Origin of the sequence: Stenotrophomonas sp. RS-48, from assembly GCF_030053245.1 — a bacterium.
Lineage (GTDB): Bacteria > Pseudomonadota > Gammaproteobacteria > Xanthomonadales > Xanthomonadaceae > Stenotrophomonas > Stenotrophomonas maltophilia_P.
The window spans coordinates 1-20,975 of sequence record NZ_JASGBV010000012.1; the positions used below are offsets into that span (position 1 = coordinate 1).

Annotated in this window: 16 protein-coding genes; 12 read left to right on the forward strand and 4 right to left on the reverse strand. The window is 68.5% G+C overall.

What is annotated here, in order from left to right; genetic code table 11:
• Positions 1-203: 203 nt before the first annotated feature.
• The gene (locus tag QMZ25_RS02920) at positions 204-752 is read right to left on the reverse strand and encodes a Dps family protein (protein ID WP_053518946.1); all 549 of its coding nucleotides are present in this window, start codon (positions 750-752) and stop codon (positions 204-206) included.
• A gap of 87 nt (positions 753-839) precedes the next feature.
• Between QMZ25_RS02920 and hrpA the strand changes: the two genes are divergently transcribed.
• Complete coding sequence (hrpA, locus tag QMZ25_RS02925) at positions 840-4,922, forward strand: ATP-dependent RNA helicase HrpA (protein ID WP_283219102.1); 4,083 nt, start codon at positions 840-842, stop codon at positions 4,920-4,922.
• A gap of 46 nt (positions 4,923-4,968) precedes the next feature.
• Here the strand turns inward: hrpA and QMZ25_RS02930 are convergent, their stop codons facing one another.
• The gene (locus tag QMZ25_RS02930) at positions 4,969-5,505 is read right to left on the reverse strand and encodes a hypothetical protein (RefSeq protein WP_065174777.1); all 537 of its coding nucleotides are present in this window, start codon (positions 5,503-5,505) and stop codon (positions 4,969-4,971) included.
• A 129-nt stretch (positions 5,506-5,634) separates the two neighbouring features.
• Between QMZ25_RS02930 and QMZ25_RS02935 the strand changes: the two genes are divergently transcribed.
• From QMZ25_RS02935 to tsaB, 8 genes are all read left to right on the forward strand, one after another.
• Positions 5,635-7,791 carry a bifunctional (p)ppGpp synthetase/guanosine-3',5'-bis(diphosphate) 3'-pyrophosphohydrolase gene (locus tag QMZ25_RS02935; protein WP_053518941.1) on the forward strand — a complete coding sequence of 719 codons (2,157 nt, stop codon included), beginning with the start codon at positions 5,635-5,637 and terminating at the stop codon, positions 7,789-7,791.
• Between the two features lie 30 nt (positions 7,792-7,821).
• Positions 7,822-9,393 (forward strand): hypothetical protein, encoded by a 1,572-nt coding sequence (locus tag QMZ25_RS02940; RefSeq protein WP_283219103.1) that lies wholly within the window; start codon positions 7,822-7,824, stop codon positions 9,391-9,393.
• 68 nt (positions 9,394-9,461) lie between these two features.
• Entirely contained in the window at positions 9,462-10,454 is a 993-nt protein-coding gene (locus QMZ25_RS02945; RefSeq protein WP_283219104.1) for a glycosyltransferase, read from the forward strand.
• Positions 10,451-11,395, forward strand: a complete 945-nt coding sequence (locus tag QMZ25_RS02950) for a glycosyltransferase family 2 protein (protein WP_065182607.1) — start codon at positions 10,451-10,453, stop codon at positions 11,393-11,395. The genes QMZ25_RS02945 and QMZ25_RS02950 overlap by 4 nt, the downstream gene beginning before the upstream one ends.
• Positions 11,396-11,470: 75 nt before the next feature.
• Positions 11,471-13,912, forward strand: coding sequence for a penicillin-binding protein 1B (gene mrcB, locus QMZ25_RS02955; RefSeq protein ID WP_065174782.1), 2,442 nt, complete (start codon positions 11,471-11,473; stop codon positions 13,910-13,912).
• Positions 13,909-14,448: a hypothetical protein gene (locus tag QMZ25_RS02960; protein WP_277381009.1), complete on the forward strand. Its 540-nt coding sequence runs from the start codon at positions 13,909-13,911 to the stop codon at positions 14,446-14,448. Before mrcB ends, QMZ25_RS02960 begins: the two co-directional genes overlap by 4 nt.
• Positions 14,449-14,650: 202 nt before the next feature.
• Positions 14,651-16,693 carry an ATP-dependent DNA helicase gene (locus QMZ25_RS02965; RefSeq protein ID WP_180876597.1) on the forward strand — a complete coding sequence of 681 codons (2,043 nt, stop codon included), beginning with the start codon at positions 14,651-14,653 and terminating at the stop codon, positions 16,691-16,693.
• Between the two features lie 9 nt (positions 16,694-16,702).
• On the forward strand, positions 16,703-17,416 hold the full coding sequence (tsaB, locus tag QMZ25_RS02970; RefSeq protein ID WP_065174785.1) for a tRNA (adenosine(37)-N6)-threonylcarbamoyltransferase complex dimerization subunit type 1 TsaB: 714 nt from the start codon (positions 16,703-16,705) through the stop codon (positions 17,414-17,416).
• Between the two features lie 141 nt (positions 17,417-17,557).
• Here tsaB and QMZ25_RS02975 read toward each other — a convergent pair whose 3' ends face one another.
• Together QMZ25_RS02975 and gshB are read right to left on the reverse strand one after the other, a co-directional pair.
• The gene (locus QMZ25_RS02975; protein ID WP_053518928.1) at positions 17,558-18,442 is read right to left on the reverse strand and encodes an energy transducer TonB; all 885 of its coding nucleotides are present in this window, start codon (positions 18,440-18,442) and stop codon (positions 17,558-17,560) included.
• Positions 18,442-19,389 carry a glutathione synthase gene (gene gshB, locus QMZ25_RS02980; protein WP_263175378.1) on the reverse strand — a complete coding sequence of 316 codons (948 nt, stop codon included), beginning with the start codon at positions 19,387-19,389 and terminating at the stop codon, positions 18,442-18,444. Before gshB ends, QMZ25_RS02975 begins: the two co-directional genes overlap by 1 nt.
• A gap of 241 nt (positions 19,390-19,630) precedes the next feature.
• On the opposite strand from gshB, the gene pilG reads away from it, so the two are divergent.
• The 3 genes from pilG to QMZ25_RS02995 are packed head-to-tail and all read left to right on the forward strand — an operon-like array spanning position 19,631 to position 20,943.
• Positions 19,631-20,032, forward strand: a complete 402-nt coding sequence (gene pilG / locus QMZ25_RS02985; RefSeq protein WP_005418455.1) for a twitching motility response regulator PilG — start codon at positions 19,631-19,633, stop codon at positions 20,030-20,032.
• An 18-nt stretch (positions 20,033-20,050) separates the two neighbouring features.
• Positions 20,051-20,413, forward strand: coding sequence for a response regulator (locus QMZ25_RS02990; protein WP_053518925.1), 363 nt, complete (start codon positions 20,051-20,053; stop codon positions 20,411-20,413).
• Positions 20,413-20,943 carry a chemotaxis protein CheW gene (locus QMZ25_RS02995; protein WP_053518924.1) on the forward strand — a complete coding sequence of 177 codons (531 nt, stop codon included), beginning with the start codon at positions 20,413-20,415 and terminating at the stop codon, positions 20,941-20,943. Before QMZ25_RS02990 ends, QMZ25_RS02995 begins: the two co-directional genes overlap by 1 nt.
• Positions 20,944-20,975: the final 32 nt, after the last annotated feature.

Here is a 20,975-nt window from a genome sequence, read left to right on the forward strand (position 1 = left end):
GAAGGCGGGGTGGGTCCGGTTGCGGGGGCGTGAGCGCCATGGATGGCGCGACCGAGCCTACAGGGACGTACTTGCGGCGTCCCCCGCAACCGGACCCACCCCGCCAACCCACAGGAAACCCGCTTTTGCTCCGGCCGTTGCCGTTGCCGTTGCAGTTGCTTCTGCGGGTGCAGGGCGCAGCCCTGCCGAACACCCCCCAACCCTTACTGGAGCAGGGAGCGCAGCATCCACGCATACTTCTCGTGGGTCTGCAGGCGCTGGGTCATCAGATCCTCGGTCGGGGCATCATCGCCCTTGGCCGCCACCTCCAGCACTTCACGCGCCGTACGGCAGACCGCTTCGTTGGCGACCACCAACTGGCGTACCATTTCCCGCCAGTCCGCACTGTCGGTCAGGCCCGGCTCCTCGGCGATCGAGGTCAGCGCAGCGAACTCCCGGTAGGAGCCCGGGGCATTGAAGCCCAGCGCGCGGATGCGCTCGGCCACATCGTCCAGGGCCGCCCATTGCTCGGTGTACTGTGTTTCAAACATGGTGTGCAGCGAGTTGAACATCGACCCGGTCACGTTCCAGTGGAAGTTGTGCGTCTTCAGGTAGAGCGTGAACGCGTCAGCCTGGAAGCGCGACAGACCGTCGGCGATCTTCTTGCGGTCGCCCTGGGTGATCCCGATATCGATATTGGGGGCCGACGGCGCCGCAGCGGCAAGCTTCTGCTTGCCGGTCTTGGCCTTGGTCGGGCTCTTGGTCTTCGCCATGGGGTTCCTCCTTTGTGGAATCGTTGGTCTTCACAATAAATCAGTCTTGACGACTGTTTGCTTTCAAAGTTTTAAACGAACCGATTGATGAACGCTATCGACAAAATGCCGCAGTCCCGCCTGCGCCAACAGCGCGCCGCCATCGACGGCGCAATGAGCCGCGACCGGGGCCGTTTGCTGGGGATGCTCTCGCGTTGCCAGGCCAAGCCACAGGATGCGGCACTGGCTGCTACCTTCGAGCAGGCCTTGCAGGCGTCGGTGCAGCGCCGGCAGAAACGGGCGCAGCAGCAACCAGCCATTACTCTGGACCCCCAGCTGCCGATTGCGCGTGAAGCCGATGCCATCATCGCGCTGATCCGGGATCACCAGGTGGTGGTGATCGCGGGCGAAACGGGCTCGGGCAAGACCACCCAGCTGCCCAAGCTGTGCCTGGCCGCCGGCCGTGGCCAGGCCGGCATGATCGGTTGCACCCAGCCGCGCCGGATCGCCGCACGCGCGGTGGCCAGCCGCGTGGCACAGGAGCTGCACAGTGAGCTGGGCCAGCTGGTCGGCTACCAGGTGCGCTTCAACGACAAGGTCAGCGAGGACAGCCGCATCAAGTTCATGACCGACGGCATCCTGCTGGCGGAGATCGCCAGCGACCGCTGGCTGTCGAACTACGACACGATCATCGTCGATGAAGCGCATGAACGCAGCCTCAACATCGACTTCCTGCTCGGCTATCTGAAGCAGCTGCTGCGCAAGCGGCCGGACCTGAAACTGATCGTCACCTCGGCCACCATCGACACCGAGCGTTTCGCCCAGCATTTCGACGACGCGCCGGTGATCAGCGTGGAGGGCCGTACCTATCCGGTCGAGGTGCGCTACCGCGCGCTGGAAGGCGAGGGCGAGCAGGAGGGCGAACGCACCGTCAACGATGCGATCGTGTCGGCGATCGACGAGATCACGCGCCTGGACGCGCGGGGCGATGTGCTGATCTTCCTGCCGGGTGAACGTGAGATCCGCGACGCCCACCAGTCGCTGGAGCGACGCCGGTACCGCAATACCGAGGTGCTGCCGTTGTATGCACGGCTGTCCAACCAGGACCAGGACCGGGTGTTCAACCCCGGGCCGAGCCGGCGCATCGTGCTGGCCACCAACGTGGCCGAGACCTCGCTGACGGTGCCGCGTATCCGTTATGTGGTCGATCCGGGCTTCGCCCGCGTCAAGCGTTACAGCCCGCGCAACAAGCTTGACCGCTTGCACATCGAGCCGATCTCGCAGGCCAGCGCCAACCAGCGCAAGGGCCGCTGCGGCCGTATCGCCGAGGGCATCTGCTACCGCCTGTATGCGGAGGCCGATTTCCAGGCCCGGCCGGAGTTCACCGATCCGGAAATCCGCCGCTCCAGCCTGGCCGGGGTGATCCTGCGCATGCTGCAGTTGGGTCTGGGCCGCATCGAGGATTTTCCTTTCCTGGAAGCACCGGACGAACGTGCGGTGGCCGATGGCTGGCAGCAGCTGACCGAGCTGGGCGCGATCGACAGCGAGCGGCGCATGACCGCGATCGGCAAGCAGATGGCGCGCCTGCCGGTGGATGTGAAGCTGGCACGTATGCTGGTGGCGGCACAGGCGGCCGGCTGCCTGCGGCCGATGCTCGTGATCGCCTCGTTCCTGGGCATCCAGGACCCGCGCGAGCGACCGGCCGAGGCACGGGGGGCCGCCGACACCGCGCATGCCCAGTTCGCCGACGGCCGCTCCGAGTTTGTCGGCGTGCTGCGCCTGTGGGATGCCTACCGGCAGGCCCATGAAGACCTGACCCAATCCAAGCTGCGCGACTGGTGCGGGCGGCATTTCCTTGGATTCCTGCGCATGCGCGAGTGGCGCGAGCTGCATCGCCAACTACGCCTGCTGTGCGAGGAGCTGGGCTGGAAGGAAGAGCATGTGGAAGCATCGATGGCACCGTTGCTGGCGGGCAGCAGTGCGCCGGCGGCCGCACGTGATGACGCGGCAGCGGTGAAAGCCACGCGGGGCCAGCTGCACCGCGCTGCCCGCCTGGCCCGCGAGGGCAAGGCAGACGCCGTGCCGGCGCCGGTGGCGGCACGGGCGCAGAAAGAGCAGGCGCCTGCCGGCGGCGGCTTCAGTGAACGCGTGCGGGCTTCGGCCTATCAGACGCTGCATCGTGCACTGGTGGCGGGCCTGCCTACGCAGATCGGCCATCGCACCGAGAAGGGGGATTTCCTCGCGCCGCGCCAGCGCCGCTTCCTGCCGTTCCCCGGTTCCGTGCTGTCCAAGCGGCCCCCCCCCTGGTTGCTGGTGGCCAACCTGCTCGACACGCAGAAGGTGTGGGGCATGACCCTGGCGGCGATCGAGCCGGACTGGGTGATTGCCGAGCTGCCGCACCTGCTCCTGCGCAAGCACTTCGACCCGCATTGGTCGCGTGCGCAGGGCCAGGTGCTGGCATCGGAACAGATCAGCCTGTTCGGTCTGGTGCTGGCGCCGAAGAAGCCGGTGCATTATGGACGCATCGCACCCGGCGAGGCGCACGACATCTTCGTGCGGCAGGCGCTGGTGACCGGCGAGATCAACACCCGCGCCAGCTTCGTGGCAGACAACCAGAAGGTGCTGGAGGTGGCGCGCGAGGAAGAAGCGAAGCTGCGCCGGGCTGGCATCGTTGCCGATGAAAACTGGCAGGCGCGCTGGTATCTGGACCGGGTTCCCCCCCACATCCATTCGGCATCCGGCCTGGACGCGTGGTGGAAGGAACTGCCGCCCGCACAGCGCAAGGGGCTGCACTGGACGCTGGCGGACCTGCTGCCGGGCGAAGGCAGCGAACAGGAGCGTTATCCGAAGTATCTGCCGCTGGGCCAGGCAAGGCTGCCGCTGCACTACCGTTTCGAGCCGGGTGCCGAAGATGATGGTGTCACCCTGGAGGTGCCGCTGCACCTGCTCAACGCGCTCGATCCAGTGCAGTTGGGCTGGCTGGCGCCAGGCTTCGTCGCCGACAAGGCGGCAGCGCTGATCCGCAGCCTGCCCAAGGCGATGCGCCGCAATTATGTGCCGGCCCCGGATTTCGGCCGTGCGTTCCATGAGGCGTTCCCCAATGCCAGTGCCGATGCGATCACCGGCGAACTGGCACGCTTCCTGTCGCGCGCGACCGGCGCCCCGGTCGCGGCGACTGATTTCGAGCCGGATTCCATCGAGCCGCATCTGCACATGAATCTGCGACTGCGCGACGAGCAGGGCAAGGTGCTGGCCACCTCACGTGACCTCGACGCGTTGCGGGCGCGATTCGGCGGCCGGGCCGGTGATGCCTTTGCCGCGCGTGCCGGTCGCGAGATGGCGGCCGATGGGCTGCGCACCTTCCCGGCTGCGCCGATTCCACTGCAGGTACCCGGTGAGGCGGGCGTGCCCGCCTATCCAGCGCTGCTGGACGAGGGGGACAGTGTGGCCCTGCGCATCTTCGCCGACCGCCAGCAGGCCGAGGAGGCCCATCCACTGGGCGTGCGCCGCCTGCTGGAAATCGCGCTGGCCGACAAGGTCAAGCAGGCCCGCAAGCAGCTGCCGGTCGGTGCCAAGACGGGCCTGTTGTATGCGGCGATCGAATCGCAGGAGCGCCTGCGAGGCGATCTGGTGGATGCGGCGATGAACGCCGTGCTGGCCGAAGGACTGGAAGACATCCGCGATGCGGCGGCCTTCGAACAGCGCCGCGAGCATGCAGCCAAGGCCCTGTTCGGCGAGGCGATGTCGCGGCTGAAGCTGGCCGAGACCATCCTGGCGCTGGTGGCGGAACTGAAGCCGATGCTGGAAGCGCCGTTGATGGGCTGGGCACGGGGCAACCTGGACGACATGGAAGCGCAGCTGGCGGGATTGATCCACCCCGGCTTCCTGCGCGACACACCGGCTGATGCGCTGGCCCAGTATCCCCGTTACCTGAAGGCGATGATCCTTCGCACCGAACGTGCCAAGCGTGACCCGCCACGTGACCAGGCGCGCATGCTGGAACTGCATCCGTTCCTGGAGGCGCTGGCTGCCGGTGAACAGCAGGGCCTGCGCGAGCGGCCACAGTGGCAGGCGCTGCGCTGGGATCTGGAGGAGCTGCGGGTTTCGCTGTTCGCCCAGGAACTGGGGGCGCGCACCGGCATCTCGGCCAAGAAGCTGGCGCAGCGGGTGGCGGCACTGCGCCAGGCATGAAGCGTGCAGCCGGGCAGTGCCCGGCTGCATTCGGACGGATTGCGCGTTACTTGGTGCGACGGACCTTGGGCTGGGTATTGACGCCCTCGACCTTCAGGTACCACACACCCATCACGCCCGGGGTGATGCTGACCTTGGGTGATTGCCTGCGGACACCGGAAATTGACGTCGTGTCGGTCTGTTCCCATTGCTGGCCGTTGTCCAGCGAATAGACGCGGCCCTTGCCGAAGCCGCGGAACTCGCCCTGCAGCACACCGGTGATCGGCTCATTGCTGCCGAAGTCGAAGAAGCCACGGTTCTTGCGGATCACTTCCTGTCGCCCCTCCTCGCGCGCTTCCTCGCGCACGGCGGCGACCGCCTCGGTGGCAGCGGCTTCGACCTTGCCCTGCAGCCAGCGGTTGAGCGAGGCCAGTTCGGCGGCGCTGAGCTTGTCCAGGCCGGCGGCCTTGAACTCGGCCGGTGACATCTGCTGCTGCAGATCGCCCTCCACTACGCGCTGCGCCAGGGCGGGCGCGGACAGGGACAACAGCACGGCGGCACAGGCCAGCAGCCGTGGACGGGCGCGCAGGACAATGGAAGGCATGACAGGTCTCTCCGGGGTTTGCCCGCGAGTGTAGCGGCATGTGCTCATGCCCGGCGATGCAGCGGTGGCGATTGTCCCTGAACGGTGCCGGCGCTAGTGTAGGGGCCTCTGTCTTGCCTGCTCGATGCTGTGAACCGCGCTTCCGTCCCCGGCCTGGATGCCTTGTTGAACCGTCCCTCGGCAGCGGTGCTGCCCGCTCCGCTGCGCCAGGCCCTGCGCGAGTACTGGGAAGCTGCCGGGACTGACACGCAGATGCGCGCCAGCTGGTCGGTGCTGGGCGACACCCTCGATGCCCTGTCAATGCTCTCGGCGGACGAAGGCGCGGTGGTCGCGGCCCTGCTGTTCGACCTGCCCGGCCTGCGCGCCCACCTGGAGCAGTTGCCGCTTGGCAGCCACCGGGCGGCGGTGATCGGCCTGCTCGACGGTCAGGACGCGGCCGACCCGGTATGGGCGCTGCACGCCGGTCGCGAGGCCGGACGCAACAGTGAGGGCCTGCGCCGGCTGCTGCTGGCGATCATCCGCGACCTGCGGGTGGTGCCGATCCTGCTGGCGCGGCAGCTGGCGCGCATGCGCGCGGCCGACAGGCTGGAGGAGGAGCAGCGCCGCGCGCTGGCCCAGCTGACCCGCGACATCCATGCCCCGCTGGCCAACCGCCTGGGCATCTGGCAGCTGAAGTGGGAGCTGGAAGATCTGGCGTTCCGCCATCTGGAGCCGGACACCTACCGACGCATCGCCCGCGAGGTGGATGAAACGCGCATCGCCCGCGAACGTTACGTCGAGAACGTCAAGAAGGTGCTCTCGCGCGAACTGTCGGCCCAGGGCATCAAGGCCGAGGTCAGCGGGCGGCCGAAGCACATCTACAGCATCTGGCGGAAGATGCAGAAGAAGCGGCTGGCGTTCGACCAGCTGTATGACATCCGTGCGGTGCGGGTGATGGTCGACGACGTCGCGGCCTGCTACGCCGTGCTGGGCGTGGTGCACGCGCTGTGGGCGCCGGTGCCGAGCGAGTTCGATGATTACATCGCCCGACCCAAGGCCAACGACTACCGTTCGCTGCACACCGCCGTGGTCGGCCCGGAAGGGCGCACCATCGAAGTGCAGATCCGCACCCACGAGATGCATGCGCAGGCCGAACTGGGCGTGGCTGCGCACTGGAAGTACAAGGAAGGTGGCAAGGGCGCCGAAAAGTCCTTCGACCGCAAGATCACCTGGATGCGCCAGCTGCTGGAGCAGGCGCAGGACGGGCAGGGCAATGAACTGGCCGGGGCACTGGATGCGGAGCTCACCGAGGACCGCGTCTATGCGCTGAGCCCGAAGGACGAAGTGCTGGATCTGCCGCAGGGGGCCACGCCGCTGGACTTCGCCTACCAGGTGCACACCATGGTGGGACACCGCTGCCGCGGCGCCAAGGTGAACGGCCGCATCGTGCCGTTGACCTACCGCCTGCGCAGCGGCGACCGCGTGGAGATCCTTACCGGCAAGGAGGCCGATCCGCGCCGCGACTGGCTGATACCGGCGAACGGCTTCCTGGCCAGCAACCGCTCGCGCGAGAAGGTACGCAGCTGGTTCCACAAGCTTGACCGCGCGCGCAACGTGCAGGCCGGCCGCGAACTGCTGGAGCGCGAGCTCAAGCGGCTCGGGCTGCAGCATTCGGATCTGGCGGCCGCGGCGAAGAAGTTCCATGCCGACAGCGTCGACGACCTGTACATCCAGGTGGCGCTGGGCGATACCGGCCCCAACCAGATCAGCCGCGCGCTGCTGGAGGCCGAACGTGCGGCCAGCCAGCCAGCGCCGCCGCCGACCCTGCCACGCCCGACCGCACGGCGCGAGAACCTGGGCAAGTCCAAGTTCACTGTGCAGGGCGTGGGCAACCTGCTGGTGCAGCTGGCACGCTGCTGCCAGCCGGTGGCGGGCGAACCCATCGTCGGCTACCTGACCCGTAGCCGCGGTGTCACGGTGCATCGCGCAGACTGTGCAGCGCTGGCCCGCCTTGCCGCGGCCAGCCCGCAACGCATCCTGCCGGTGGAATGGGGGCAGGCGGGCGGCGGTTACGAAGTGGACGTGGTGGTCGATGCGGTTGATCGCCGCTGGCTGCTGAAGGACATCACCAACCTGATCGCCCAGGAAGACGCCTACGTGCTCGACATCCACAGCGACAACGTGCGCAACAGCGGCCGCGCCCACCTGCGCCTGCGGCTGAAGGTGAGCGATTACGGCCAGCTGTCGACGCTGCTGGGCAAGCTCGATGCCTTGCCCGGTGTCAGCGAGGCACGTCGCCTCGGCTGAGCTTCACGCCACCCCGGCTACCCTGCACGCATGGAACGCGAGCCTCCGCATCGCCCTCACGGCGCCGAACATCCTGCGCTGGACCGCGTCCGCCGTGAAGGCCGTTGGTGGTGGCTGCAGGCGCGGCATGCGCGCCGGGTCTGGCGCTGGGCGCTGGTGGCGGCGATGGCGGTGTTCGTGCTGCTGGTGCTGCTGCGCAAGCCGCTGGCGGACTGGTTCTGGGACGAACCGCAGATCGAACAGCTGCTGGCCGAAGGTGATCGTGCGCTGGCGGCGGGACGGCTGAGCGCCATCGATGGCAGTGGTGCGCGCGAGCGCTACCAGGCCGCGCTTGCGCTCGACGGCGATCGCCCGCAGGCGCGCGAGGGCCTGGCACGGACCGGTGCCGCTGCGTTGCAGCAGGCGCGGGACCGGCTGCAGGCCGGGGAACTGGACGCCAGTGCGCAGGCCTTGGCGCTGGCACGCGAGCTGCAGGTGCCGCAGAGCCAGACCGATGCGCTGGCGCGCCAGCTGCAGGCACGTCGCACGGCCGGGGCAGGGATTGGCGCGATGCTTGCGCAGGCGCGCAACGCACTCGCCGCCGGGCGCCTGGATGACGGCGACAGCAGCGCCCTGCCGATGTTCCAGCGCATTCTGGCCCTGCAGCCGGACAACCTATCGGCGCTGGAAGGTCGCGAGGATGCACTGAGTGACCTGCTGCAGCAGGCGCGTGCCCTGGCCGCGCGAGGTGATCTGGCCGACGCGGCCGCGGTGGTGCAGCGGGCACGTCAGTTCGATGCCGGGCACGCCGACCTGCCGGCCAGCCAGGAAGCATTGGCGCAGGCGATGGATCAGCGATTGCGGCAGGCGCAGCGTGCGTTGAAACGACAGCAGCTGGAAGCGGCGGCGGCGGGCTTCCAGGCGGTCCTGGCGGTGGCGGCCGACGATCCCAGTGCCCAGCGCGGCCGGGAGCAGACACTGCAGGCGGTCCTCGCACGCAGCCAGAAGCGGGCCGATGACTTCCAGTTCGAGGCGGCACAGCGCGATGCCGCATTGGCAGCGTCGCTGGGTGCCTCGGCAGCGGCTAGGCAGCAGCTCGAGCAGCGCCTGCAGCGTGCACGGCAGGCGCAGCAGGCCCTGCAGCAGCCGTCGATCAGCAACAGCCAGCGTGAGCGACAGCTGCGTGATCACCTGCGCCAGGTCGAACGCGCCGAGCGTGCAGGGCAATGGATCAGTCCGCCCGGGCACAGTGCCTTCGATGCGCTGCGCGAAGCGCAGTCGCTGGCCCCACGGGACACCCGCGTGAAAGCGGCTGCCACGCGGCTGCTGCCGGCCAGCCGCCAGTGCTTCGACGACAACCTGCGCCAGAACCGGGTGCAGGCCGCCGGCGCCTGTCTGCAGGCGTGGCAGACGCTGGCGCCGACCGACGCCGGGTTGCCGACCGCACGGCTGCGCCTGGCCCAGCGCTGGCTGGCGATCGGCAGCGAACGGCTCGGCAGCGGCGATCTGGCATTTGCCTCGCATGCCGCCGAGCAGGCGCGGCGGCTGCAACCGGACCTGGCCGAACTGCCGCCATTCGAGGAGCGGCTGCGGCGCGCAGGTGGCGAGCCGCAGCCGCGATGATGCGACGACCATTCGTGCCGGTGGTGCCAGTCGGGTATAGTCCAGCCGCTCCGGCCGCTCCCCAGAACATGTCCAGCGTCGCACCCACCGTCTCCGTTGCCTTGTGTACCTGGCAGGGTGAGCGCCATGTCGCCGCCCAACTGCGCAGTATCGCCGCGCAGAGCGTACTGCCGACACAGGTGGTGATGGTCGACGATGCTTCTGCCGATGGTACGTGGGCCGTGCTCCTGCACGAGGCTGAAGCGCTGCGTGCGGCCGGCATCAAGGTGGTGCTGCGGCAGCAGGAGCAGAACGTCGGTTACGTGCGCAATTTCGAAACCGCGTTGTCGGCCTGCAGCGGCGACATCGTCTTCCTGTGCGACCAGGACGATGTGTGGCATGCGGACAAGGTCGCCACCTTCCTGCAGGCGTTCGCCGTGCGGCCCACGGTACAACTGCTGCACAGCGATGCACGGCTGGTCGATGCGCAGGGCCGGCCGCTGCCGGCGACCCTGTTCAAGGCGCTGTCGATCAGCCGCCGCGACCTGGACCGGGAACACCGCGGTGAAGGCTTCGAGCTGCTGATGGGCCGCAATCTGGTGACCGGCGCCGTGACCGCGCTGCGGCGTGGCCTGATCACGCAGGCGCTGCCGGTGGCCAAGGGCTGGATCCATGACGAATGGCTGGCGCTGGTGGCGGCGGCAAGCGGTGGACTGGACAGCATCGAAGCGATCACCACCGACTACCGGCAGCATGGCGACAACCAGGTGGGCGCGCGCCAGCGCGGGCTGCTGGAGCGGGCCGTGGGCAGTGGTTCCGCGCGCCGCACCTATCTCGCGGCGGCGTTGGCACGCCTGCGCTCGTTGCAGGAGCAGGCGCGGCTGGGCCGGCCGGCACTGGATGCCGCACAGTTGGCGACACTGGACCAGCGTCTGCGCCATGCCGAGGCGCGGGCCTGCGCGCCAACCCGGCTGCCGTCCCGCATGCTGCACATCGCCCGTGAGCTGGGCAGTGGCCGCTATCATCGTTTTTCCAACGGCCTGCGTTCGGCGGCCAGCGACCTCGTGCAGGGAATCCAATGACTTCGCAGATGCCGGCAGCGCGTGCTGCCTTCGACGCGCACCGCGTCTGCGCCGTGATCGTTACTTATGGCCCCGATCCGGAGTTGCTGCGGCGGGTGGTCGACAGCGTGCTGCAGCAGGTCGGGCATCTGGTGGTGTTCGACAACGGCAGCCGTGGTGTGGATGTGGAAGCGCTGCTGGGCGCGGCGCCCGGCATCAGCCTGTTGGCCTCGCCGCACAACGTCGGGCTCGGCAGTGCGCTGAACCGGTCGTATGAGCAGGCCCAGTCATTGGGGTTCGACTACGTGCTGCTGATGGACCAGGACAGCGTGCTGGAGCCGGGCATGGTCGACGTGCTGGGCACCGCGCTGGTCGAGCTGGCGGGCAATGAGCGGATCGCTGCGGTGGGACCGCAGTTCCGCGACGCACGCAGCGGCATGCTCGCCCCGTTCGTCCGCTTCGGCTTCCCCTTCAACCACAAGCTGCGTGGCGGCCCGGGCCAGCGCATCTCCTGCGACTTCCTCATCACGTCCGGATCGCTGGTGCCGATGTCGGCGCTGCGTGACATCGGTGCGATGGACGAAAGCCTGTTCATCGACAACCTGGACATGGACTGGTGCTTCCGCGCCAAACGCAGTGGCCACGCGCTGTACGGAATCTGCGATGCGCAGATGAGCCACAGCATCGGCGAGGAACTGCTGCCGTCGCGGGCGAAGCCGGACGGCGTGATCGTGCACAAGCCGTTCCGCCTGTATTTCATCATGCGCAACCGCGTGCTGCTCTACGGGCGCGCCTATACGCCGCGGGTCTGGATCGCGCAGGACGTGCCACGCCTGCTGCTGAAGCTGGTGGGCAACGGGCTGTTCCTGGCGCCGCGCTGGATTCGGTTGCGGTTCATGTTGAAGGGGCTGTGGGACGGCATCCGCGGCCGGGCCGGTCCGCTGCCGCCGGGCCATCGCTGAACGGACGACCGATCGAACCTGTCTTGGGGAAAGGGCTGGGGTAGACTCCGCTGACGCCCCTGCCATGCTTTTCCCGTGCCCCGACGCTACGATTCCGACGACCACGACGATTTCGACGACGACGACCAGGAGGGCGGCAGCTCGCCCTGGCGACGCAGGCTGATCACCTGGAGCATGGCAGCGGTCGCACTGGGACTGGGTTTCCTGATCCCGTACACCCTGTACCTCAACCAGCAGGTGACCCAGCGTTTCGGAGAGCTGCGCTGGCAGATCCCGACCCGTGTCTACGCCCGCCCGCTGGTGCTGACGCCCGGCAAGGCGATGGATGCGGCGACCCTGAAGACTGAACTGGCCGCGTCCGCCTACCGCGATGACGGCGAAGGCAGGGAGCCGGCCACCTACGCGGTGAAGGGTGGCCGCTTCGTCATTGCCAGCCGTGGCTACGCCGACGTCGATGGCCGGGTGGCCGCACGTCGCGTCGAGCTGTCGCTCGCTGGCGGCACCGTCGCGTCGCTGCGCGATGCCGACAGCCGCAAGGCGCTCAAGGCCGCCCGCCTGGATCCTGCACGCATCGCCACGCTGTACGGCCAGAAGCAGGAAGAGCGTCGCCTGATCCGCATGGACGAGGCGCCGGACCTGCTGGTGACCGGCCTGCAGGCGGTGGAGGACAAGGACTTCAACCGCCATCACGGCATCGACCTGTCGGGCATCGCCCGTGCGGTCTGGGTGACCGTCCGTTCCGGCGGGCAGAGCCGGCAGGGTGCGTCCACGCTGACCCAGCAGCTGGCCCGCAGCGGCCTGCTCGGTATCGGCAAGGAGCAGACCCTCACCCGCAAGTTCAATGAAGTGCTGTACGCGTTGATCATGGAAGCGCGTTACGACAAGCGCACCATTTTCGAGGCGTATCTGAACCAGGTGTACCTGGGCCAGCGCGGCAGCCAGGCGATCCATGGCATGTCCTCCGGCGCCGAATTCTGGTTCGGCCGCGACCTGTCGTCGCTGGAAACCGAGCACATCGCGCTGTTGATCGGCCTGGTCAAGGGCCCGTCCTACTACGACCCGCGGCGCAACCCGGAACGTGCGCTGGATCGTCGCAACTTCGTGCTGGGCAAGCTGCGCGAAGCGGCGCTGATCGACGATGCCGAATACCAGCGGGCGCTGAAGGCTCCGCTGGGGGTGCCGAAGACACCGGGCTTGGTCGCCGCCAACCGCTTCCCGGCCTATGTCGATCTGGTCCGTCGCCAGCTCGGCCACGATTATCCCGAGTCCGCACTGCAGGGCGCGGGCCTGAGCGTCATGACCGGCATGTCGCCGTCCGCGCAGGCCTACGCCGAAGGCGCTGTGACCCGTACCATCAAGTCGCTGGAGAGCAAGCGCCGTCCCGAGCTGCAGGCCGGCATGGTGCTGACCGACGTGCATAACGGCGACGTGCTGGCAGTGATCGGCAGCCGCGAGGTCTCCGAGGTCGGCTTCAACCGCGCCATCGAGGCGCAGCGCCCGGTCGGCTCGCTGCTCAAGCCGTTCGTATACCTGCTGGCGCTGGCCCAGCCAGACCGCTACTCGCTGGCGAGCTGGGTTGACGATTCGCCGGTGACCGTCCAGTTGAGCCGTGGCCGCAACTGGAGCCCGGGCAATGCGGACAACCGCAGCCATGGCACCGTGCGGCTGATCGATGCGCTGGCCAATTCCTACAACCAGGCCACGGTGCGGGTCGGCATGCAGGTCGGTCCAGAGCGTGTGACCCAGCTGATCCACGTGCTGGCCGGCATCAAGGCCGAACCGAATCCGGCCGTGATTCTCGGCTCGACCGACCAGAGCCCGTATGCGATGGCGCAGCTGTACCAGTTCCTGGCCTCGGGCGGCGAGATCCAGCCGTTGCACGCGGTGCGTGGCGTGCTTGATCCGCAGGGCAAGCTGCTCAAGCGCTATGACAAGTCGCCTGCGCCGGCACAGGAAGGCGATTCGATCGCGGCCAACCTGATCAGCATCGGCCTGCAGCAGGTGGTTGCCAGCGGCACCGCGCAGCGCCTCAACGCAGACGGCCTGGGCCGCCTGCAGCCGGCCGGCAAGACCGGTACCACCAATGATGGCCGCGACAGCTGGTATGCCGGCTACACCGGCGACCACCTGGCGGTGATCTGGATGGGCAACGACCAGAACGAGCAGGCCGGGCTGTATGGTGCCACCGGTGCGATGCGCGTGTGGTCGGGCATCTTCCAGCGCCTGCCGAGCGCGCCGCTGCGGGTCAGCAACAAGGGGCTGGACTGGCAGCCGATCGCCGCCAGCGGCACCAACAGTACCGATGAGGGCTGTCCTGGCGCGCGGCGCTTCCCGTTCGTGGTCGGCTATGCGCCGGCATATGCGCCCTGCGCGCCGGCGGTTTCGCCCGAAGCCCAGGACGGCGCCGGCAGCGAAGGCGGTGGCTGGCGCAGCTGGTTCGGCCTGGATCGCAAGCCGGAACCGGCGGAAGAACCCGCAGCCGCGCCGGCGGCGACCACTCCTCCTCCGAGTCGATGAATCCGATGACGCTTCGAACTTTCCTGCATCCGCTCACCCTGGCCGGCCTCACTGTGGTGCTGGCCGCCTGTGTCAGCAGCGCGCCGCCGGTGGTCAAGCCGGTCGCCGCTACCACCACGCCGGTGCAGCGCCTGGCTGCGGTCGAAGCGGCGGCGGGACCGGATGACAAGGAACTGTCGGTGCAGCCGCTGCGCGATCCACAGGTTGAGGATCTGCGCCAGACCGCGCTGACGCAGCGCCAGGCCAACGATCTGCCGGCCGCCGCCGCCAGCCTGGACCAGGCGCTGCAGATCGTCGCCGGAGACCCCGCAGTGCTGCAGGAGCGGGCCGAAATCGCCCTGCTGCAGGGCAAGTGGCCGGAGGCGGAGACGTTCGCGCGCAAGGCCATCGATCTGGGGTCGAAGACCGGGCCGCTGTGCCGGCGCCACTGGGCGACGATCGAGCAGTCACGGCTGGCGCGCGGGGAGAAGGAGAACGCGGTGTCGGCGCATGCACAGCTGGAAGGGTGCACGGTACCGGGCATCAAGCGGTACTGAGGTATTCCCCTCCATCGGGCGCGTCACACGCCGCGCGGGCCGCGGGCGAGAACAGAAAGATCAGAAGCCGGTCGCGCGCTCGCGATGGGGTCAGAGCCGTTTTCCGAAAGGAAACGGCTCTGACCCCTTCCAGTTCAGTCGAGCAAGCTCGACGCTACAAACGGGTGCCGGGCAGCGCCCGGCCCGGTATCCTTTCCGTCTGATGTCCGACCTTGTCCACGCCAGCCGCGAAGCACTCAGCGCAGGCGGCGCGCTTGCCTCGCACCTGGATGCCTTCGTCCCGCGTCCGGCACAGCTGCGCCTGACCGAGGCCATCGCCGATGCGCTGCAGCAGCGCGACCTGCTGCTGGCCGAGGCCGGCACCGGCACCGGCAAGACCTTCGCCTACCTGGTGCCGGTGCTGCTGTCCGGCCTGCGTACGATCATTTCCACCGGTACCCGTGCACTGCAGGACCAGCTCTACCATCGCGACCTGCCACGCGTGCGCCAGGCACTGGGGGTCGGCCTGCGCAGCGCGCTGCTGAAGGGGCGTAGCAATTACCTGTGCCGTTACCGCCTGCAGCAGGCGCGTGGCGAGCCACGCTTCTCCAGCCCGGAGCAGGCGGCGCAGTTCCAGCGCATCCTGGCCTGGTCCGGTCGTTCCGAACATGGCGACATCGCGGAACTGGAAGGCCTGGCCGATGACTCACCCTTGCTGCCGATGGTTACCTCCACCGTCGACAACTGCCTGGGCACCGAGTGTCCGTTCTGGGATGACTGCTTCGTGGTGCGCGCGCGGCAACGCGCACAGGCTGCGGACGTGGTGGTGGTCAACCATCATCTTCTGCTGGCCGATCTTGCGCTGAAGCAGGAGGGCTTCGGAGAGCTGCTGCCGGGCGCACAGGCCTTCGTCATCGATGAGGCGCACCAGTTGCCTGAACTGGCAGCGCAGTTCTTCGGTGAGGGCTTCGGCATGCGACCCTGGCAGGAGCTGGGCCGGGACTGTCTGGCCGAGGCGCGCGGTGTCGGTGGCGCACAGTCAGCGCTGCAGGCGCCGGTCGATCAGCTGCAGGAGGCACTGCGTGCGCTGCGCTCGGCCATGGATGGCCTGCCATCCCGTGGCACGCAGTGGCGCGCACTGGCGATGCCGCAGGTGCGCGATGGCTTTGATGCGGTCATGACCGGTCTGGTGAATCTGGAGCAGGCGCTGCAGCCGCTGCGCGAAGCCGCTGCAGGCCTCGATGCCTGCCACGCACGTGCGCGCGAGGCGGTATCGCGTCTGGGGCGCTGGCTGGGCGATGACGAACCGGCGCTTGATTTCGATGCCGACCCTGCGCAGGCGGCGAGCGCCGATGTGCTCTGGTACGAACTTACCCCGCGCGGATTCCGCTGCCAGCGCACGCCGATGGATGTGTCCGGTCCGCTGCGTGAGCATCGCGAGCGCAGTCGTGCCGCATGGATCTTCACGTCGGCGACGCTGACCGTCGGTGGTGGCTTCGATCACATCGCCCGCCGGCTCGGCCTGGATGATCCGCAGACACTGGTCCAGTCCAGTCCATTCAACTGGCCCGAGCAGGCACTGTGCTACCTGCCCGAAGGCCTGCCCGATCCCGCCGCGCGGGGGTTCGGCACCTCGCTCATCCAGGTCCTGCGGCCGGTGCTGCAGGCCTCGCAGGGCCGTGCATTCCTGCTGTTCGCCTCGCACCGGGCCCTGCGCGAAGCGGCTGAGGCGCTGCGCGATGGGCCGTGGCCGCTGTTCGTGCAGGGCGAGGCGCCACGCGCCACCTTGCTGCAGCAGTTCCGCGATTCCGGCAACGGCGTGCTGCTGGGCTCGGCCAGTTTCCGCGAAGGGGTGGACGTGGTCGGCGAAGCATTGAGCGTCGTGGTGATCGACAAGCTGCCCTTTGCCGCGCCGGACGATCCGGTCTACGAGGCGCGGCTGGAGGCGATCCGCAGCCAGGGGGGCAATCCGTTCCGCGACGAGCAGCTGCCGCAGGCCGTGATCGCGCTGAAGCAGGGCGTCGGCCGGCTGATCCGCAGTGAGAGCGATCGCGGCGTGCTGGTGCTGTGCGACCCGCGTCTGCTCAACCGTGGCTATGGCCGGATCTTCCTCGATTCGCTGCCACCTTTCCGCCGTACCCGCAGTCTGGCCGATGTGCAGTCCTTCTTTGCGCCACAATGGCATCCCGCGACCGATGCTGGAGCGCCGGACGCCCCTGTGGCGGCCACGCACCCCGCCCCGGGTGGCACGTTCCCCCTGTTCTGATCCGACCCGATGAAACTGCTCGCCTTTGAAACCGCCACCGAAGCCTGTTCCGTTGCCCTGCACGTGGACGGGCAGGTCCTGGAACGCTTCGAGATCGCCCCGCGCCGGCATGCCGAGCTGAGCCTGCCGTGGGCCGACGCGCTGCTGGCCGAGGCCGGTATCAGCCGCCGCCAGCTCGATGGCATCGCACTCAGTCGTGGTCCGGGTGCCTTCACCGGGGTGCGCCTGGCGATCGCCCTTGCCCAAGGCATCGCACTGGCATTGGACCGTCCGCTGCTGCCGGTATCGACCCTGCAGGTGCTGGCGCTGCGTGCGCCGGCAGAGGAAAGGCAGATCCTGTCGGCGATCGATGCACGGATGGGCGAACTCTACGTCGCGCGTTTCGAGCGCGTGGACGGCCTGCCGATGCCGTGCGATGCAGAGCGGGTGTGCGCACCGGCCGCAGTAGCGTTGCCGGACGATCTGTCGGTGTTCGGTGTCGGCACGGGATTCGGTGCGGCCGAGGGCGCGCTGGTCACGCAGCTGGGGGCAGGCCTGCGGGGGTTCGACGCCGCGGCGCTGCCGCGGGCATCGGACGTGCTGGCGTTGGCGGTGCCGGCCTTGGCACGTGGCGAGGGCATCGCGCCGGAGAGGGTGGAACCGGCCTACCTGCGCGACAACGTGGCCTTGACCCTGGTCGAGCAGCAGGCCGCGCGCGAGGCCAAGGCGAAGGCCAACGGCTGAGCCTGCACAGACGTACCTGCGGCGTCCCCACCGCCCGGCACCGCCCCGCCAGGCGTCACTACACTGACCGCCGCTTTTGCTGTTGACGTTGCTGTTGCCTTCAGCGGGTCCCGGGTCGCAGGCCCGGGCAACACCCCCCCACTACCGGTCGTCGCGCAGTTCGCCGCCGGGCAGGAACACCCACGTGCGGGTGACCTGCAGGATGTCGATCCCGTCCTCGGTACGCGGCAGCGGCGGGAACGGCTGTGCCAGCGTCACCACCCGCAGCGCGGCCTCATCCAGCAGCGGTGTTCCGCTTGAACGCAGGATGCGGCTGCTTTCCACACTGCCATCGCGACGCACGCCAACGCTGATGACCACCTGGCCGCCGAGACGGCGTTGCCGTGCCTCGTCCGGATAGTTCAGGTTGCCGACCTGCTCGGCGCGGTCGACCCAGGCGCGCAGGTAATTGGCATAGGCATATTCGCGTGTGCTGGCCGAGACGAATTTGCGGTTCGGTCGCTTGGCGTACTGCGCCGAGCGCAGGTGGACCTCGGCTGCCAGCCGCGCCATCTCCGCATCGCGCTGCTCGCGTGCGGTCATCGGTGCGTCCGGCACCGGTTCCAGTGGCGTTGGCTGGGCCTGCGCACGTGCCACCGTGTCCTGGCCATTGCGGCTGCTGACCACGCGGGCCTGCGGCGGTGGCACGGGCGCTGCGGATTGCTGCTGCTGTGGCACCGGGCTGACCCCGGCCTGGGCCTGCGGCACGATCCCGGCCTGGTTGTCGCGCGGACGCTGCGCGCGGTCGTGGTCACCGCCGCCTTCCTGGCTGGCGGCGGCCAGGAAGTCCGCCTGCTTCGGCGTCAGCGCGGTGCGGGTCTGGCTGAAGATCACTTCCAGCGTGGGCACCAGTGGGGCCTCGCCCTTCACGGCGAAACCCACCCCCAGGATCAGCAGGACGTGGACCAGCACCGACAGGGTGAGGGTGGCACCCAGCCGCTGCGCTTCGCGCGGCGGCGGTGGCAGGACGGCGGGTGCGGCGGGCATCAGTGCAGGCCGGCCTCGAGCGCGTCGAACAGCGTGCCGGCGATGTTCAGGCCGTACTGCGCGTCCAGTTCGCGCACGCAGGTGGGGCTGGTGACGTTGACTTCGGTCAGGTAGTCGCCGATCACATCCAGGCCGACGAAGCGCATGCCGCGGCGCTTCATTTCCGGTCCCACCTGCGCGGCAATCCAGCGGTCGCGCTCGCTCAGCGGACGGCCTTCGCCGCGCCCGCCAGCGGCCAGGTTGCCGCGGAACTCGTCGCCCTGCGGAATGCGCGCCAGGCAGTAGTCGACCGGCTCGCCGTCAATCAGCAGGATGCGCTTGTCGCCGGCACTGATGTCCGGGATGAACTTCTGTGCCAGCGCCAGCCTGCGTCCGCCGTCGGTCAACGTTTCCAGAATCACGTTCAGGTTCGGGTCGCCCTGGCCGCTGCGGAAGATCGAGCGCCCTCCCATGCCATCCAGGGGCTTCAGCACGGCCTGGCCATGTTCCAGCGCGAAGGCCTTCAATGCCTTGGCGTCGCGGCTGACCAGGGTCGGCGGACAGCACTGCGGGAACAGCAGCGCGGCCAGTTTTTCGTTGTAGTCGCGCAGGCCCTGCGGATTGTTGACCACGCAGGCGCCGGCCGCAGCGGCCACGTCCAGCACCTGGGTGTCGTAAACGTATTCGGCATCGACCGGCGGATCCTTGCGCATCAGCACGATCTGGCCGGGACCGAACTCGGTCCGGCTGAACCCGCCCAGCTCGTACCAGCCGGCGGGGTCGTCGCGGACCCGCAGCGGGGCGGTCTGGGCCACCGCCACGCCACCTTCCAGGGCCAGTCCGCCCGGCCGCACGTAGTGCAGGGCATGGCCGCGGCGCTGGGCTTCCAGCAGCATGGCGAAGGTGGTGTCCTTGGCGATCTTGATGTGGGCGATGGGGTCCATCACCACGATGACGTTCAACGGCATGGGCGCACCTGTCAGGCAAGGCGTTGATGGTAGCGGCAACGCCCGCCGTGCGCCTCCCCGCGGCGATGCAACGCTGCGTCCGTCCCCCGGGCCGCGCACCGTATGCGAACCCCGTCACGTTCAGCCCGGTAGCACGGCCCGCGTGATGGGCCGGCCTTGAAGCGGGCGCGGAAAGTGCGATATAGATACGCTTTCGTAGCGGCCCCCGCCTGAGACCGGGCCGTGCGCTTGGGGATAGGCAATGACTGAAAACACGACTGCGGGCGGGGAACTCGCAGGACTCCGGGTGATGGTCATCGATGATTCGAAGACCATCCGCAGGACTGCGGAAACGCTGCTCAAGCGCGAAGGCTGCGAGGTGGTCACCGCCACCGACGGCTTTGAAGCGCTGGCGAAGATTGCCGACCAGCAACCGCAGATCATCTTCGTCGACATCATGATGCCGCGTCTGGATGGCTATCAGACCTGCGCGCTGATCAAGGGAAACCAGCTGTTCAAGGCGACCCCGGTGATCATGCTGTCGTCCAAGGATGGCCTGTTCGACAAGGCGCGGGGGCGCATCGTCGGGTCGGAGCAGTACCTGACCAAGCCTTTTACGCGCGAAGAACTGCTGGGTGCCATCCGCACATACGTCAACGCCTGACCAGGGGGGAAAGGCACAATGGCTCGTATCGTCCTGATCGAGGATTCACCGACCGACCGCGCGGTGTTCACCCAGTGGCTGCGCCGTGCCGGCCACGAGGTGCTGGAAGCGGACAACGCCGAGGATGGCCTGCAGCTTGTCCGCGACCAGGTGCCGCAGCTGGTGCTGATGGACGTGGTCCTGCCGGGCATGAGCGGTTTCCAGGCCACCCGGGCGATGGCCCGCGACGCCGCGACCCGGCACATCCCGGTCATCATCGTCAGTACCAAGGCGATGGAGACCGACAAGGCGTGGGGGCTGCGCCAGGGTGCGGCCGACTACATCGTCAAGCCGCCGCGCGAGGATGAACTGATCGCGCGGATCAACGAACTGGTGGCCTGATGCGCTCGCCTTTCGACATTCTCGAAGCCTACGAACGGCGCAGCCTGGCCCATGCGGTGCAGCTGCCGGGCCGGCAATTCGTCCAGGACCTGTGGCGAGGCGTCGGCTATCGCGTCGGCCAGCGCCGGCTGGTGTCCGATTTCCGCGAAGTGGTGGAGATCGTGCCGATGCCGCCGGTCACGCCCGTGCCCTGCGCGCAGCCCTGGCTGCTGGGCGTGGGCAACCTGCGCGGCAACCTGTTCCCGGTGGTCGACCTGAAGTACTTCCTGGAAGGCACACGCACCGTGCAGCAGGAAGGGCAGCGCGTGCTGATCATGCGCCAGGCCGGCGGTGACGTCGCACTGACCATCGACGAACTGTTCGGCCAGCGCAGCTTCGAAGCCGACCAGCAGATCGAGGCCGGCAGCCTGGCCGAGGGTCGTTACGGGCACTTCGTCGAGCGCGGTTTCCATGCTGACGGCCAGGACTGGGGCGTGTTCTCGCTCTCGCTGCTGTCGCGCACTCCTGAATTCCGGCAAGCCGCGGCCTGAGGCCGGGCATCGCCCCCTGCACTGAAGATCGA